13 protein-coding genes are annotated in these 15451 nt (G+C 34.4%); all 13 read right to left on the reverse strand.

Annotated elements, in window-relative coordinates:
- Positions 1-124: 124 nt before the first annotated feature.
- Positions 125-1360 (reverse strand): GTPase HflX, encoded by a 1236-nt coding sequence (gene hflX, locus M2326_RS16750; protein ID WP_264620696.1) that lies wholly within the window; start codon positions 1358-1360, stop codon positions 125-127.
- An 87-nt stretch (positions 1361-1447) separates the two neighbouring features.
- Positions 1448-1930, reverse strand: a complete 483-nt coding sequence (locus tag M2326_RS16755) for an FKBP-type peptidyl-prolyl cis-trans isomerase (protein ID WP_264620697.1) — start codon at positions 1928-1930, stop codon at positions 1448-1450.
- An 8-nt stretch (positions 1931-1938) separates the two neighbouring features.
- On the reverse strand, positions 1939-4674 hold the full coding sequence (locus tag M2326_RS16760) for an AsmA-like C-terminal region-containing protein (protein ID WP_264620698.1): 2736 nt from the start codon (positions 4672-4674) through the stop codon (positions 1939-1941).
- Positions 4675-4757: 83 nt separating this feature from the next.
- Positions 4758-6104 carry a DUF5689 domain-containing protein gene (locus tag M2326_RS16765; RefSeq protein ID WP_264620699.1) on the reverse strand — a complete coding sequence of 449 codons (1347 nt, stop codon included), beginning with the start codon at positions 6102-6104 and terminating at the stop codon, positions 4758-4760.
- A gap of 12 nt (positions 6105-6116) precedes the next feature.
- Complete coding sequence (locus tag M2326_RS16770) at positions 6117-8954, reverse strand: TonB-dependent receptor (RefSeq protein WP_264620700.1); 2838 nt, start codon at positions 8952-8954, stop codon at positions 6117-6119.
- Between the two features lie 331 nt (positions 8955-9285).
- Positions 9286-9693: a c-type cytochrome gene (locus M2326_RS16775; RefSeq protein ID WP_264620701.1), complete on the reverse strand. Its 408-nt coding sequence runs from the start codon at positions 9691-9693 to the stop codon at positions 9286-9288.
- 88 nt (positions 9694-9781) lie between these two features.
- Complete coding sequence (gene hemB / locus M2326_RS16780) at positions 9782-10792, reverse strand: porphobilinogen synthase (RefSeq protein WP_264620702.1); 1011 nt, start codon at positions 10790-10792, stop codon at positions 9782-9784.
- 93 nt (positions 10793-10885) lie between these two features.
- Positions 10886-11344, reverse strand: a complete 459-nt coding sequence (gene tnpA, locus M2326_RS16785; RefSeq protein ID WP_264620703.1) for an IS200/IS605 family transposase — start codon at positions 11342-11344, stop codon at positions 10886-10888.
- 648 nt (positions 11345-11992) lie between these two features.
- Entirely contained in the window at positions 11993-12895 is a 903-nt protein-coding gene (locus M2326_RS16790) for a fructose bisphosphate aldolase (RefSeq protein WP_264620704.1), read from the reverse strand.
- A gap of 40 nt (positions 12896-12935) precedes the next feature.
- Complete coding sequence (gene hemF / locus M2326_RS16795; protein WP_264620705.1) at positions 12936-13859, reverse strand: oxygen-dependent coproporphyrinogen oxidase; 924 nt, start codon at positions 13857-13859, stop codon at positions 12936-12938.
- The gene (locus M2326_RS16800) at positions 13849-14385 is read right to left on the reverse strand and encodes a GNAT family N-acetyltransferase (RefSeq protein WP_264620706.1); all 537 of its coding nucleotides are present in this window, start codon (positions 14383-14385) and stop codon (positions 13849-13851) included. Before M2326_RS16800 ends, hemF begins: the two co-directional genes overlap by 11 nt.
- 5 nt (positions 14386-14390) lie before the next feature.
- Complete coding sequence (locus tag M2326_RS16805) at positions 14391-14771, reverse strand: hypothetical protein (protein WP_264620707.1); 381 nt, start codon at positions 14769-14771, stop codon at positions 14391-14393.
- 151 nt (positions 14772-14922) lie between these two features.
- Positions 14923-15315, reverse strand: coding sequence for a hypothetical protein (locus M2326_RS16810; RefSeq protein ID WP_264620708.1), 393 nt, complete (start codon positions 15313-15315; stop codon positions 14923-14925).
- Positions 15316-15451: the final 136 nt, after the last annotated feature.

A 15451-nucleotide genomic window follows, 5' to 3' on the forward strand; every position in this document is an offset into this window, starting at 1 on the left:
GCTTGCAACGGATTATATAAATCCTGTTACAAGCGTTTTTTTATTGTCTAAAAAACAATGATAATCAAAATATGCGATGTTTTTCAGTGCCCTCGATATCTTCTAAAGGTCTTTTTTGTATCTATTACTCTTCTTCGTCTTTCTCAATAGCATCTTTATAATCTGGATATAAAAACTTATTGTAGGGAAAACGTGTTATATGAATGTGTCGAACGGCTTCGTAAACACGTTCTCTAAATTCTTCAAAATTCTCTTTATTAGTTGCCGAAATAAATAAAGCATTCGATTCACCTACACGACCCATCCAAGTAGATTTCCACTCTTGTAGCGTATAATGTTTAGCCGTTTTTTCGGTAATTAGGTCATCATCATCAATAGTCAAATGATTGTAAGCATCAATCTTATTGAAAACCATAATTACAGGTTTGTCATTTGCCTTGATGTCCAATAAAGTTTGATTAACAGAGGCAATATGATCCTCAAATTCAGGATGCGAAATATCTACTACATGTAATAATAAATCAGCCTCACGTACTTCATCAAGTGTACTTTTGAAAGAATCTACCAATTGCGTAGGCAATTTACGAATGAATCCTACAGTATCTGAAAGTAAGAAAGGTAAGTTTTTGATCACTACTTTTCTAACCGTGGTATCTAGAGTTGCAAAAAGTTTATTTTCGACAAAAACATCACTTTTACCAACAGCATTCATCAAAGTCGATTTCCCTACATTGGTATAGCCTACCAAGGCAACACGCACCATAGCTCCACGATTTCCGCGTTGGGTTCCCATTTGCTTATCAATGGCTTTGATTTTATCTTTCAACAGAGCGATACGATCGCGTACAATACGTCTATCGGTTTCAATCTCTGTTTCTCCTGGTCCACGCATTCCAATTCCCCCTTTTTGACGCTCAAGATGCGTCCACATACCAGACAGTCTCGGTAGTAAATATTGACATTGTGCCAGTTCTACCTGTGTACGTGCGTAAGAAGTTTCTGCACGTTGTGCAAAAATATCTAGGATAAGGTGGGTTCTATCAAGGACTTTACAATCTTCGATTACTTTGGATATATTTTTTTGCTGCGAGGGTGTTAGTTCATCATCAAAAATTAAGGTTGTAATTTTGTTCTCTTTGACATACAACAAGATTTCTTCTATTTTTCCCGTTCCAACAAATGTTTTGGGATTGGGTTTGTCCATTTTTTGATAAAAACGCTTGACAACTTGACCGCCTGCGGTAAAAGTTAAAAACTCTAGTTCGTCAAGATATTCGTTTAGTTTATCCTCAGGTTGATTTTGAGTGATGATACCAACGATAACCGTTTTTTCAAAATTGATTTCTTCTTTTTCTATCATAATATTGAATAAGTTACAAATTTAATGATTTGCAAACTAGAAATAGGATTTGGTGGACCTAAAATTTAATAACAAGTACAACCATGGTTATTGAACAGATATTAAATTAATATCAAACAAAAGAACAGATCCACCAGGAATTGGTCCCTTAGTATCATTACCATAACCAATACTTGATGGAATTAATAAAACTCCTTTTCCACCTTCCTTAAATTTTTGAATACCTTCCGTCCAACCTGGAATCACTTGATTCAATCCAAAAGATATTCCCTCTGGACCACTTTGATCAAAAGTATTTCCATTGGTAAAATATCCTTTATAAGCTACGGTAACATTCGACTCTGCTGTTGCAGATGCTCCGGTTCCTTCCTCGGTAATTATATAGTACAAACCAGAATCTGTTTTTTCGGCTTTAAGATTATTTTTATCTAAATAGGCCTTAATTTCTTGATCGTTTTTCGTACTATTATCCGTTACTTCAACGGGTTGTTGATTTTGTACTTCATCCTTATTTTTACAAGAACTTAATGAGATTGCCATTGTAATTGCTAAAACTGCGTAATACTTCATAATAAACTTTATTTAATAGGGTTTTCAATATATTCTTGTTCTTCTATTTCTTCGGATTTTTTACCGAGTTTTACTTTTGGATCTTCTTGTGTTCCAGTTACTGTCAAAGGAATTCCAATAATTCCTAGTGGTGGTAACCCCAAGCGCATCTTTATATTCAAACGCCCATCAAAACTAGACGTTCCTTCAATACGAGGTCTAAAGCCTGCAAATTTAAACTTAAATTGGTCAATAGTGATAATATTATTTTTGATTGTCGTATTGATATCTACTTTAGTTACATTTGGATCCTTGATACCTTCAAAACTAGTTGATTTACTCACGTTATTAAACATTTTGAACCCTTTCATCTTCACGTCTTTCACAGACAATATACCTCCACCAGACAATGAAGAATAAATTGGTTTCATGTCTTGATCCAACTTTCCTCTTACAGCATAATCCAAAGATACAATTCCTTGAGCACTTTTGGCTGCAGATGCCATGTTGCGAAACATTTCGATCTCATCATAAGCCCGTTTAATATCAAAGTCTTCTGCTTTAATTTTAAAGTCAAAAAAAGCTCTTTGCATTGTTTCATTATTATAAACAATATCCATTTTGACTGGACTGCCTATAATCTTAAAACCAGAATCTTTCAAAGTTACCTTTGCCTTGTTCATATTCAGGTTTCCAACCAAATCTAATAGGGTAAGTCCCTGCCAATAAACTTTGGTGGCTGTTGCTGCTAAATTCAAATTCAAATTGGGCGGGATCACAATAACTCCCGAGCCAACAGCTGAACTGGTTACTTGTACATCAACCGGTATTGGATCTGGACTTGCAAATAGGAATTCATCAACATAGAAATTTTTGCTTTTTATGGCAAAACTTCCTTTTAAAACCGCTTTATCTGACAGGACAAAATTTATAACATTATTCATCATTCCATTCATCACAAAATCAGACTTTCCGTAGGATGCCGTGAAATTTTTGAAATGCAATTGGTCCTGTTTAAAGGTAAAAAGACCTTCATTTATTACAAAAGCTTTCGGTAAATATTGAGAATGTGTCGTGATGTTGCGTAACAACAAAGTACCACTATTCTTTAATTTTGAATAGCGTCCGTTGCTTGCGTCACTTTGCGAACCCTTCAACGCTAGATTGGCTTTAATATATCCTTTGACATCCAATCCTTTTTGTGAAAACACTTTATAGATTTTACCCAAATCCATTTCGCCGTTAACTTTCAAATCATAATGAATATCGTCTAGATTACCAAAAGATCCTTCTACTTTCACTGGTTTGCCTTCAAAAATAAAAGAAGCTGGATTCATTTGTATTGAAAGAGCTTTGGTAGTACCAACTGGGTTATCCATTTTTAAATCCAAATTAATGTCAGTAATTGGATTGGGATAGTATGGCGTTTTGATCATACCTTTATTTAAATGGATAAACCCCTTAGTTTTGGGTAAGATTTTACCAGCCATGTCATACACTCCATTTGCCGAGATATCTGTATACAAAACTCCTCTAAGATCAATTTTTGAGATACCAAAGGCACGATTCATTTTCTCTAAATCCATATTGGCACGTAAACGTGCAGCAATTATTGGTTTCTTTAATCCTTTAATATCTAAAATTCCGTTCAGGTATTCTTTCCCTAAATTGAAGTAAATAGAATCAATCTTTACGTTGAGTAGTTTGGTATCAAGCGAAGGTAGTTTGGTATCGAAATTCAGAAAAAGATTAGAAGCAGCCACCGGCACTTTATCATAGGCAATCATACCTTTTCGGATTTTCATATTGAAACCTAAATCGGGTTTCTTATTTTTATTTTGGATATAATCCCCTTTTAAAGTCAATAGAACATCGGTTTTACCTTCGATTTTAGTTTTAGACAACCATTGGGTAAATTGTGGCGGAAGAGCTGTAAAAAAGTCATACAAATTACTATCTGTCGATTTGACTACAAAATTCATAGCATATCCGTCTTTGATAAAATTAAAAGTCCCTTTAAAGTCTACTGGTAAATTATTAATTTTCAAATCGTTTTGTTTGAACTCAAATGCCAAGGATGTAGTGTTGATTTTGGTAATCAAGGCTGCGTTGACTTGCTTGTTCTTCAAATATTGTTCTCCTCCAAAGCTGAAATCAAAAGAGTTTATCTTGGCCTCGGTAACCAAATCAAAAACCGATTTTTCTAGGTCTCCCTTTCCAATATAATTAAATCCCCGAGCTTCCATTATTATTTTGGTTGATTCATCATTGTAAACAACCTTAGTATTCTTGATGTCAATTTTCTCTAGTTTGATTGAGGTACTCGAACTTTCGGTTTCAGTAGAACTTTCTTCTTTGGATTTATACACACTGTAATTGGCTTGACCTTGCTCGTTTACTTTGATATTAAAAATTGCATTCGAAACAAATATTTGGTCAATTTTCACTTCTTTATTAAAAATCAATCGCGAAATATTAATTCCAAAAGCCATTTCTTGGGCAGAAATTAAAGTTTCATTTTTATACGGTGCTGCACCTTTTAAATTAAAATCATTTAAGGTCAATGTCAAAGAAGGGAAATGATCAAAAAATGACAAATTAGATTCTTTGAAACCTAACTCCCCTTCTATATTTTCATTGGCGAAAATTTTGATTTGATTGGTGATGAATTCAGGAAATATTTTGGGTAGTAAAAACATTAATGCTAGTAGAGCAAACAGCGTAATACCTGTAATTTTCAGTCCTTTGATTAGATAACTTTTCATCGCCTTAATTTTTTGCAAATGTAAGTCATTTAATCAACTTTAAAATTCTAAAGAAATCATAAATTATTCTAGATTTTTCGCATCTACTTTTCTCCAAAAATCTGCACATCATCCACCTGAAAAGCACCGTCCAAAGCCGTATTTTTACCCGACCCTATGTATTTGAAAGCGATATTAATTTTACCCGTATAACTCGATAAATCCACACCACCCGAACCAATAAATTGGTACCAAGGTGTAGTTTGCTGTGGGACATTAAAATTTAGTTTTATCCAAGTCGCTTTGGAAATATCCAAACCATCAAAATTTTTAGACACATAAAGTTCTAGTGTATTCAAAGGCGAATCTACATCGAGGTGGTGTTGTGCACTCCTGAAGGTTAAGACCTCATTTTTATAAATATCCATATCTATTTTTGGAGAAATCAACCAAGCGATATTCGAGTTGACCTTTGTACCGCTAATCAAAAATTCAGCACAACCATTTCCATTGTACACAGCACCTTTCCAGAACAGAGAACCTGCTTGAACAAGATTAGCCCAACCAGACAAACTCAAGTTACTTTTGTCCACAGCTGTTTGAAAATCTTCTGCAAAAAATGGAGTTCCACGTGCAGTGGTTGGCTCAATGTCTGCCTCTGAGCGTACAACTAATTGGTAATCAACTCCAAATTTGGTTAACACCCCACGGATTTTAACTTTGGTTATAGGAACTAAATTAGATGCAAAACGAGCATAACTACTGGTTCTTAGATAAATTTGATTACCATTTTTATCTAACAAATACCAATTGGTTCCACCTCCCACATTATTAGACTCTTCAAAATAATGACGACCAAGTGCAGTAGATGCAAATTGAACATCACTCAGCTCTACCAACGTATTCAGATTACTATCTTTTAGCAATTCCGGAATTGTCACCGATTTAATCAATTGTCCGTCTGCCAAGGTGGTACAAGATGGATAAAGTATATTTTTATAATCATTTTGCGACAGACGTCCTACAGACGATTCGTTATAAGCATTTGCATAAATACCGCCGACCCGTAAACCACCATAATAAATATCTGTGTATTGATTTTTTAACTTCAAATACACTTTATTTCCTAATCGATAATCCACATATAAGTTACTGGCATCAATTGGCACGCTAAAACCAATGGAAGGAGTAGTGGTGGTTGCCAATGTTTGAAAAGATATTGTCTTAAAAAAGTTTCCGTACTCATCTGTAGAAATAACATAAGCTTCAATAATATCATCATAAGTATATTGTTTCACAACAGAATTCGCATTTTTAACCACCTCAACAACTGATCTATTGGTTTCAAAATCTGGTTGATTACAAACCAATTGAGGAATTTCAATTTCTCCAGGAACACAAGCCCACAACATAAAAAGACAAACAACTGAAAAGTAAAGTAGTGATTTCATAATCATTTTTTTTTAAAGACTAAAATTAAGATTGACGTAATACGTGCGACCGTACCCCTGAAAATATTTGTTTGCAAATGCGGGCGAATTACTAGCAACATCTTGATTTCGTTGCCGAAAATTAGAGTTGCGAGCTTGTTCATATCCTCCTGTTTTATAGAAGGTATCAAGCACATTATTAATACTGAAAAACAACCCCAAATATTTTTTTTGAATGTGCCATGACTTACCACCTATAACATTGAGTAATGCAACTGGCTGTAATTTTTCCTGCTGCAAAAGAATCTTAGCTCTTTCCTCTGTTGCCTCTGGAAAAGGAAAGTTACTCGCTGGATTGATGTAAAATCGATTCGTTCTCGCAATGGGAGAAACATCTACAAAGCGACCGTCTAAATAATTAATATTGGATGCTATCCACCAATATTTAGGATCTCTATATTCCAACCCAAAACTAGCAGCTTGCTGAGGCATTCCTGCTTGTTTGTAGTTTTTGAGTAATGCTGTTCCAAAATCAAAACTAGGATTAGGATTATCAATCGTAGCCAATGCATCATTTGTAATGCTCACATTGGGATTATTAGCATAAATATACTTCCCGTAGGCCAAGGCCATTGTAGTTTTTATAGTCGAATTAATGCTGTACTCAAAACTCCATTCAAGACCTTGATTGCTTTTATTCAAATGGGTCAAAGTCTGTTCTACAAAAGCATTGGTACTAGTATAACCCGCCCCGTTATCAAAGATCCCTTCGGCATAGAAAAAAGAAGTTTGTGTAGCATCTTGTTGCGCAATAGTATAGACTGTTAAACGGGTTTTAAATTTTGGAGTACGATAAAAATAACTTATATCAAGACTATTAATGGTTTCACTTTGCAAATTGGTCACAACCGAATTGTTGAGCCTAGCATTGGGGAAACTACTTTTCAAATTTGGAGCTTTAGTTAGATGTGCTCCGTTAACCGTTACCGATTGCTTCCCCGAAATTTTAAATACCATACCTCCTTTAAAACCAAAATTTTCAAATTTCAGTTTTTCACTTTTACCAAAAGAATTGGATGCGTAAATTCCATTTTTATATAATCCTTCCCTTTGATAATTTGTAGAACTAAATGATTGAGCGAGGTAAAAATCTATTGTTTTATAGTTAAATTTGAACTGAGTAAAAGCATCAAAAGTTTGAGCTAAATAGTTGTAATTATATCCATATGCTTCACCTTTTACTACTTTTCTATTGGGGTTATTCAAATCTGCCTGTGACAGAGTACCTTTGTAGTATGGATCGAAATCTTCAAAATAAGCACCTCCCAATAAATCAATTAATTTTTGATAATTATGAGATTGTAAACTAGAGAACGAAGCCCCAGTATTCATCATCACGTTGTTATTAATTTGAGTATCAAAAAGTGTATTACCCGTAATTGAAATGTCATCAGTACGATCTTCGTACAATACATAATGACTTTGAGTAGGTGCATAACTAATAACTTTTCCGTTTCCATCCAAAATCGGATTTTGATTGGCACGATACAAACTATTCCAATCGATTTGAGGGTTGGTCAAAAATTGCAAACGGCTCTTCTCTGCATTCCCTTCATCTGGCGTAAAAGCACCCGAATATTCACCTTGGTCTGCTGCATAAAGCGAAAGGTAATAGCTTGGTAACTTTCGATAATAAGTTGGGTCTGGACTATTTGCATTTTGATAATCAATATTGCTATTGCTCACCTTGCCAGTCTGATAGACCATACTCGTATTCAGGTTAGTATGATTGTTAATTGTAAAATAATGATTCAACATAAAAATTGGTTCTTCAACCGTCTTGATACGTGCATTTCGTTGTTTTCCATCTTGGAAACCCCAATAAGAATTATAGTTTTTTGGAGCCAGCTGGATTACTTCCTCTGTTTTAGGAGAATTTCTCCCTCTAGAATTGGGAGTGTAGAAACCCGAAAAACTTAAAGAATGTTTGTCATTTATCTTCTTTTCGAGACCTACAAATATAGAATTTCCATCATAAGTTGTTCCGTCAAAATAGCCTTCATTGGCCCAACGTTTTCCTCCCGAAATTACATATGCCCAACCGTTTGACATCAAACCAGATGCATGTGTAACGATGGTTCGCCAATTGTAATTGGTATTCGTTCCCGAAAAAGTAAAACGGGTTCCTTTTCTAAATATCGAAGCCCGAGTATTGATTTCTTGCGTTCCTAAGACTCCTCCAAAACTATAATCGGAAGCTGTTGTACCAATAGTTAGCTCTTGATTGCGTGTCACATCATTGAGTCCGCCCCAATTTCCCCACTGTGGCCTTCCATCATAAAGTTTATTCATCTTTACTCCATTGATTAGTGTTGTTGCTTGTTCACTATCCAAACCGCGCATCTTGAAACGAGCTGCACCCCAGTTGAACGCAGCAGCTTGCTGAAAAGCATCTTTTGTGGATTGTAATAAAACAGAGGTACTCTCAGAACTTCCATTATCATCCTGTACTTCTTCGTCCAGAAGCCGGATCGTATTACTTTGTTGTTCGGTCACAATATCCTCTTCCAAAGCTATGGTGCCTAGCTTTAAGTTTTGACCTTGGCTAATAACTACCGACAATAAAATATCTTTGTAGCCTTGACTGTGAGCCAGTAGCAAATATTCTCCTGCATCATCAACCTCCACTACAAACACACCTTTGGAATCTGTTAATTGCATCCAAATGGTATTTTGCAAAGTCACCACAACAGATGATAAAGGTTGCCCTGATTTGGCATCTAAAACCATTCCTGAGACTTGAGCTTTATTCTGAGCAAAAAGTAAAATATAGGGAAACCCTACAATTAAGGCAAGTAATGGTATTTTCATAAGCAAATCACATTTAAAAAAGTAATATAAAATTCAATAAATAATCGTTGGCATAACCGAGAAGGTATACAAAGTTTAATTAAATTTGTTTTTAAAATGAGTTGCTACTTAGGTAAGTAAGAGGTATTTACAACTAAGCACTAATGTATGTAAAAAACAATATACTTGTTAATAAAATGGTAAAATAGTTAAGTAATCAAAATATAGACTCCCAGAAAGTAGTCAATATGGTGTGTTTTACTAATAATTGCTATACTTATAGCTAAATAAGTGCGTAAAAAAAGGAGTGCAATAGTAAAATTACACTCCTTTTTATATTCTTAATTTTAAATTACTTACTATAAATATAAGCTTCTAGACCTTTTAATTCTTCATCGCTCATCGCTTTGGTTATAGCAAAATTGGCTTTCATCACTTCATATTGACTTGGGTCTACCAATGGTTTTGCATCCTCTTTTAAGAAAGCGATAATACTTCCCCCTTTTTCTTTATAAACCGCTGCGATATCTTTTAGACTAGGTCCAATCAATTTTGTATCTACTTTATGGCAAGCTGTACACGTTCCTTTTCCATTAAAAAGGTCTTCTCCCAACTGTTCAGGAGTCTGAATTTCTGCCGCCATACCTTCAGAAGAAGCTTCTGTAGTTGCAGCTGGTTCTTGTTTGCCAAATGATTCCTCTTCTTGTTTTTTACAGGACATAGCTAAAAAAACCAATCCTAAAATTATTATTTTTTTCATATTTATGTATTTATACTATCAAAGTTAGTATTTAAAAACTGGAGAAAGAATGATATTTATCATCTTATAAAAGATGATAATTCGCTCCTTATTTTCTTAAAAGTATCGCTGCCTCTTTTGCAAAATAAGTCGAAATCAAACTAGCACCTGCTCTCTTAATGCACATTAATTGCTCCATCATGATTTTGTCATGATCTAGCCACCCTTTTTCGGCTGCCGCTTTTATCATAGCATATTCACCTGAAACATGGTAAACCGTAACGGGAACATTTACTGCATTTTTAACTTCGCGAACGATGTCTAAATAAGCAATTCCCGGTTTTACCATTACCATATCGGCACCTTCTTCCACATCCCAAAGTGCTTCTTTAATAGCTTCAATGCGGTTGGCATAATCCATTTGATACGTTTTCTTATCTTTTGGTACTTGGACAGGCTCAGTATTAGTCGTAGTGTCTTTTGGTGCACTATCTAATGCATCACGAAAAGGCCCGTAAAATGCAGAAGCGTACTTCGCTGAATAACTCATGATTCCCACATTATGAAAACCTGCAACATCAAGACCTTGGCGCAAACGCAATACGCGTCCGTCCATCATATCACTTGGCGCTACAAAATCAGCTCCTGCTTGTGCATGTGAAACTGCCATTTTTACTAAGGCTTCGTTTGTCGATTCGTTATCGACATTACCGTTTGCTATGATTCCGTCATGACCATAAATAGAATAAGGGTCTAAGGCTACATCAGGCATCACGACCATCTCTGGGCAAGCAGTTTTAATAGCACGAATGGCGTCTTGCATCAATCCGTTTTCATTCCACGCTTCTTTTCCTGTATTGTCTTTTAAATCTTCGCTGACCTTTACATAAATGTTTACAGCGCGAATACCCAATTCATATAATTCTATAACTTCTTTTACGGTTAAATCTATCGAACGACGAAAGATTCCAGGCATAGAAGCAATTTCTACTTGTACATTTTCTCCCTCTGCAATAAACATGGGAAACATAAAATCTGACGGACTTAATGTCGTCTCACGAACTAATGAACGAATAGACTCATTGGTTCTTAATCTTCTACCTCTTTGTAATGGGAACATAATTTATTTATTTTAGCTCCTTAGGAGCGGTATAATTATAGAAATGTGTGCAAATTTTCGTTAACCAAACCCCTAGATGGTTGGTGTATTATTTTAAATATCATCAAAGATAAATTCATTTTTAAAATCTACATTGAATGCTTGCAAAAAATCAATATATTCTTCTTTGAAGGTTTTCTTTTTATGATGTTCTTCTTGTTTTTGGATGTAATTAATAACATTGGTTAGTTGAGAATGGCTATACGAAAAAGCACCAAATCCCGTTTGCCATTCAAATTTACCGTTAATCCATCCTTTCTCATTTATAAAGCGAGAGGAATTAGCTTTGATTGCTCTAACCAAATCAGACAATGATTTGTCAGGTTTTAATCCAATTAAGATATGAATATGGTCCGGCATTCCGTTAATTGCTATTAATTTTTGACCTTCGTTAGTGGCTATACCCGTGATGTATTTATATAATTCATCCTTCCAAATTGAGGAAACTAAATTTTGCCTTCCTTTAACCGCAAAGACAATTTGGATATATAATTGTGTATAGGTATTTGCCATTTGAAATTGATATTATTTAAAATGTATCATCCCTATGGGATTTACTAAAAAATTACGTCGAATGTTGTTTCCAAATATTTCGTTCTATAAATATGTCATCCCTATGGGATTTATTAAAAATTACGTTGAATGTTGTTTCCAAATATTTCATTCTATAAATATGTCATCCCTATGGGATTTAATCTAATCACGTTAAATGATTCATATTAATATCTCTTGCTATAAATATGTCTTCCCTATGGGATTTAATCTAATCACGTTAAATGATTCATATAATTATGACTCTGCTACGGAATCTTATTTAGCTCCATAGGAGCGGTATAATTATAGCATTGAGTGAATTTACACAAACAAAACCCCAGAGGGGTGGCATATTATTTTAAACATCATCAAAAATAAATTCAATCGTCTATGTAAAATGATTTTATAGATTTATAAAATTATCGATCCTATTGAGCTACTGCAAAAATAAATTGCGTTTTTGAACAATTTGACGGACTCACAGTCGTCTCGCAAACTAATGACGATTAGATTCATTTGTATTTAAGCTTCTGTCTCTTTTTAATGGAAACACATATTCTACTTATGGTTTCGGCTTTAAATCTTTTATAAAATTCTACTAGTCCTAAAAACTATTCAAAGCTTGTATTATGTAATTGATGCTTTATAAATTTCATTGATACTTTTATCGATTACCAGATTGAAATCATCATCAGATTGATTAAAAGATACACCCTCAACTAATGCTCTGGAAAAACTTGCGATTAACCCGCTATTAGCAGATAGCTTTCTATTTGCTTCATCTTTCGAATAGCCTCCTGACAATGCAACTACACGAACAACATTTGGATGAGATTGTAAGTCGGCATAAAAGTTATCAGTCTCAGGAAGAGTCAATTTCAGAATTACTTTTACTGCCTCATCAAGCGCGTCAAGATGCTGTATTAATTCCGATTTTAATATTTCTTCAGACTTTGCTTTCTCACTACTATTAATATCAATTTCTGGTTCAATAATAGGTACCAAACCTTGTTCAAAAATTTGATGGGCGATTAGAAATTGCTGCTTTACAACATTGCGAATTCCTTCACTGTTTGCCTCCTTAATTAAAGAGCGCATCTTGGTCCCAAAAATATTTCTTTCCACAGCACGACTTAGTAAAGCGTCTAGATTTGTGATGGGTTTCATTATTTGAACACCGTCCTTTAGTTCGGATAGGCCTTTATCAACTTTTAAAAATGGTACAATTCCTTTTTTATTCCAAAGATAATCTGCGGTCCATTCCCCGTCAATTTTACGGTCCATTGTATTTTCAAACAATATTGCACCAATTATGAATGAACTATTAAACTTTGGACTTTTAATAATACGGGTTCTCATTTCATGAACGAGTAAATACATTTCCTCGTCATTGGCAAAACTACTTTCTTCAACGCCATATTGAGCAAGTGCTTTTGGCGTACTACCGCCGCTTTGATCTAATGCGGCAATAAATCCTTTACCAGATTTCATTCTCTCTAACTCTGCTGAATATTTCTCTTTTCTATCCATCTTAATAATGTTTAGGTATAATAAATAGTTACACGCTAATTTAAACCCATTCTTTCGGATATTCTAACACTTTGATTAGTTTTTCTTCCTCACTGCCTTCTTCTGGATGATGGTCGTACACCCATTGCACCTGCGGTGGCAAACTCATCAAAATTGATTCAATTCTTCCATTGGTTTTTAAACCGAATAATGTGCCTTTATCGTGAACCAAATTGAACTCCACATAACGACCACGACGAATTTCTTGCCAAGTTTTTTGGGCTGCAGAATACTCCAAATCTTTTCTTTTTTCAACAATTGGAACATAAGCTTGCAAGAAACTATTTCCAACTTCAGACACAAAGCTGAACCAATCTTCCATCTTCATATCATCGGTTGATTTGCAATAATCAAAGAACAATCCTCCAATTCCGCGCGCTTCATGACGATGGGCATTCCAGAAATAGGCATCACACTGTTTTTTATATTTTGGATAAAAATCTGGATTGTGTTTATCACAAGCCGTCTTACACGTTTCATGAAAATGTTTTGCATCTTCTTCGAATAAATAGTAAGGCGTTAAATCTTGTCCACCACCAAACCATTGCTGAATCACTTTTCTTGGACCTGTACTGAGCTCTGTCGAAGTATCGTACATTTCGAAATAACGCCAGTTCGCGTGTACTGTAGGCACCATTGGGTTTCTTGGGTGCAACACCAAGCTTAGTCCGCAAGCAAAGAAATCTGCTTCTCCTACACCAAACATTTTTTGCATCGCTTCTGGCAATTTCCCATGAACAGCTGAGATATTGACACCCCCTTTTTCAAAAACTTTTCCGTTCTCTATCACACGTGTGCGTCCTCCTCCGCCTTCTGGGCGTTCCCAAAGATCTTCTTTGAATTTGGCTTGTCCATCAACAGCTTCTAGTCCTGCTACGATTTGGTCTTGTAAGTTTTGTATGTATGCGAAAAATTTATTTTTCATTTGTATGTTCATATAATTCCATATCCAATGGAAGTTCTCCAACAGGAGTAAATTCATTTAATAATGTCTTTTTCCAAGCAAAGCCATTGTTTAAAGCAACTTGTACACTTCCTAAATTCGTTTTATGAGCGATTATCTGTAAAACTCTTAACTCTAAATCATTATACGCAAAAACCGAAATGGCTTTAACGGCCTTGGTTACCAAACCTTTACCTTCAAAATCATTCCCGATGCAATAAGCAAGTTCACCTACTTTATCTGTCCAATCTATTTTTTTAATGATAATCAAACCCGCAATTTTCTGCGTATCCAATTCTCTAATTGCGAAAGTAAAATTTACTTTTGCATCAATTTCATTATTCTTTTCCTCAATATAAGCTACTGACTTTTCAAAAGTTTCATTACTAGACATCGTAACAGGAAAAAACCGACTAAGTCGCGCTGTATTATCTAATAAAAAAAGATGCAATGTAGTCGCATCTGTTGCTTTTAATTGATCGATAACGAAATTTGGAGAGAACATCATTTATTTTACACTTTTAATTTGACACCAGCGATCTTATTGAATATCCCAAACGAAAAAGCCTTACTCTCTGATTGAATATGCTGATAAATAGATAATGCTTTCCCCTTAAAATCGAATGGATTTTCTTTAGTATAATCAACTAAAAAATCAGCAAATCGTTCCTTATCCTCCCAATCCAAACCGTAGCCACTGAGTAAAGTAATCAAGTCTTCTTCGGATATTTCTTTTAAAATTGTAGTGGACAATTTTAATTTAATTAACTGATTGTCAATTAAACTTGTATCCTCAACATTCCGAAATTTTGGTATAAAAATCAAAGAAATTAAAGTTGTCAACATATTGTCGATCTTTACTTTCTCTTCGTCTCGTAAACTTTTATTCAGCATTCATTATAATTTTTTATCATCATGCAATGTTTATTAAAATAATCTAGTATTTAGGTTTTAGGTTAAAGTCGCTAAATACACCCCTAATCATAAAGAATTTAAAAACACATCTAAAAGGTCAAAAAAGACCTTGGACGAACATATATCTATTTTATTCTAAAGTGTGCTTTTCAGTCAGTAAATCATTTCTTTGAAGGTGGCAAAATATAAAATTTTCTTTACCCGCAAACATTTTTAAAACTTCTTCCCGCTCTACTTTAGTTTCTTTATTGCAAATCAAAGCTTGATAAGACGAAAATCTATAATGTTGAAAATCTAAATCGAAATGATGTTTCGGATTCAGATGTACATACATAACTAAAGATTTAAGGTGCTTTTCGTCATCCAACCTTATTCTTTTAAAATGTTTATCGAACAAACTCCCCGTTCTATCTTGTTCTTTATTAAAAGACTTAGCATAAGAATTAAAAAAATTAGAAAAACTTTGTGTCACCTCCTTTTCTAAACAGCTTACCTGAATTACGAAATGAAAATGATTATCCATTAAACAATACGCAAGTAATCTTACCTTACCTTCTAAATACTTGGCGGATTCAAGTCATAAATGCAACTTGACCATTATTATTTAATGAATGTATAAAAACTTCGTTTGGGGTTTTGTACCCAAATCTTTTCCTAGG

It is taken from the genome of Flavobacterium psychraerolatum, from assembly GCF_025960985.1.
Taxonomy (GTDB): domain Bacteria; phylum Bacteroidota; class Bacteroidia; order Flavobacteriales; family Flavobacteriaceae; genus Flavobacterium.

What these genes read in the sequence shown, in the direction of transcription:
- M2326_RS16755 (WP_264620697.1), bottom strand. Translation starts at nt 1,930, where the DNA reads ATGAAGTATTACGCAGTTTTAGCAATTACAATGGCAATCTCATTAAGT.
- M2326_RS16805 (WP_264620707.1), bottom strand. Translation starts at nt 14,771, where the DNA reads ATGCTGAATAAAAGTTTACGAGACGAAGAGAAAGTAAAGATCGACAAT.
- M2326_RS16760 (WP_264620698.1), bottom strand. Translation starts at nt 4,674, where the DNA reads ATGAAAAGTTATCTAATCAAAGGACTGAAAATTACAGGTATTACGCTG.
- M2326_RS16800 (WP_264620706.1), bottom strand. Translation starts at nt 14,385, where the DNA reads ATGATGTTCTCTCCAAATTTCGTTATCGATCAATTAAAAGCAACAGAT.
- hflX (WP_264620696.1), bottom strand. Translation starts at nt 1,360, where the DNA reads ATGATAGAAAAAGAAGAAATCAATTTTGAAAAAACGGTTATCGTTGGT.
- M2326_RS16770 (WP_264620700.1), bottom strand. Translation starts at nt 8,954, where the DNA reads ATGAAAATACCATTACTTGCCTTAATTGTAGGGTTTCCCTATATTTTA.
- M2326_RS16790 (WP_264620704.1), bottom strand. Translation starts at nt 12,895, where the DNA reads ATGGATAGAAAAGAGAAATATTCAGCAGAGTTAGAGAGAATGAAATCT.
- M2326_RS16775 (WP_264620701.1), bottom strand. Translation starts at nt 9,693, where the DNA reads ATGAAAAAAATAATAATTTTAGGATTGGTTTTTTTAGCTATGTCCTGT.
- tnpA (WP_264620703.1), bottom strand. Translation starts at nt 11,344, where the DNA reads ATGGCAAATACCTATACACAATTATATATCCAAATTGTCTTTGCGGTT.
- M2326_RS16765 (WP_264620699.1), bottom strand. Translation starts at nt 6,104, where the DNA reads ATGAAATCACTACTTTACTTTTCAGTTGTTTGTCTTTTTATGTTGTGG.
- hemF (WP_264620705.1), bottom strand. Translation starts at nt 13,859, where the DNA reads ATGAAAAATAAATTTTTCGCATACATACAAAACTTACAAGACCAAATC.
- M2326_RS16810 (WP_264620708.1), bottom strand. Translation starts at nt 15,315, where the DNA reads ATGGATAATCATTTTCATTTCGTAATTCAGGTAAGCTGTTTAGAAAAG.
- hemB (WP_264620702.1), bottom strand. Translation starts at nt 10,792, where the DNA reads ATGTTCCCATTACAAAGAGGTAGAAGATTAAGAACCAATGAGTCTATT.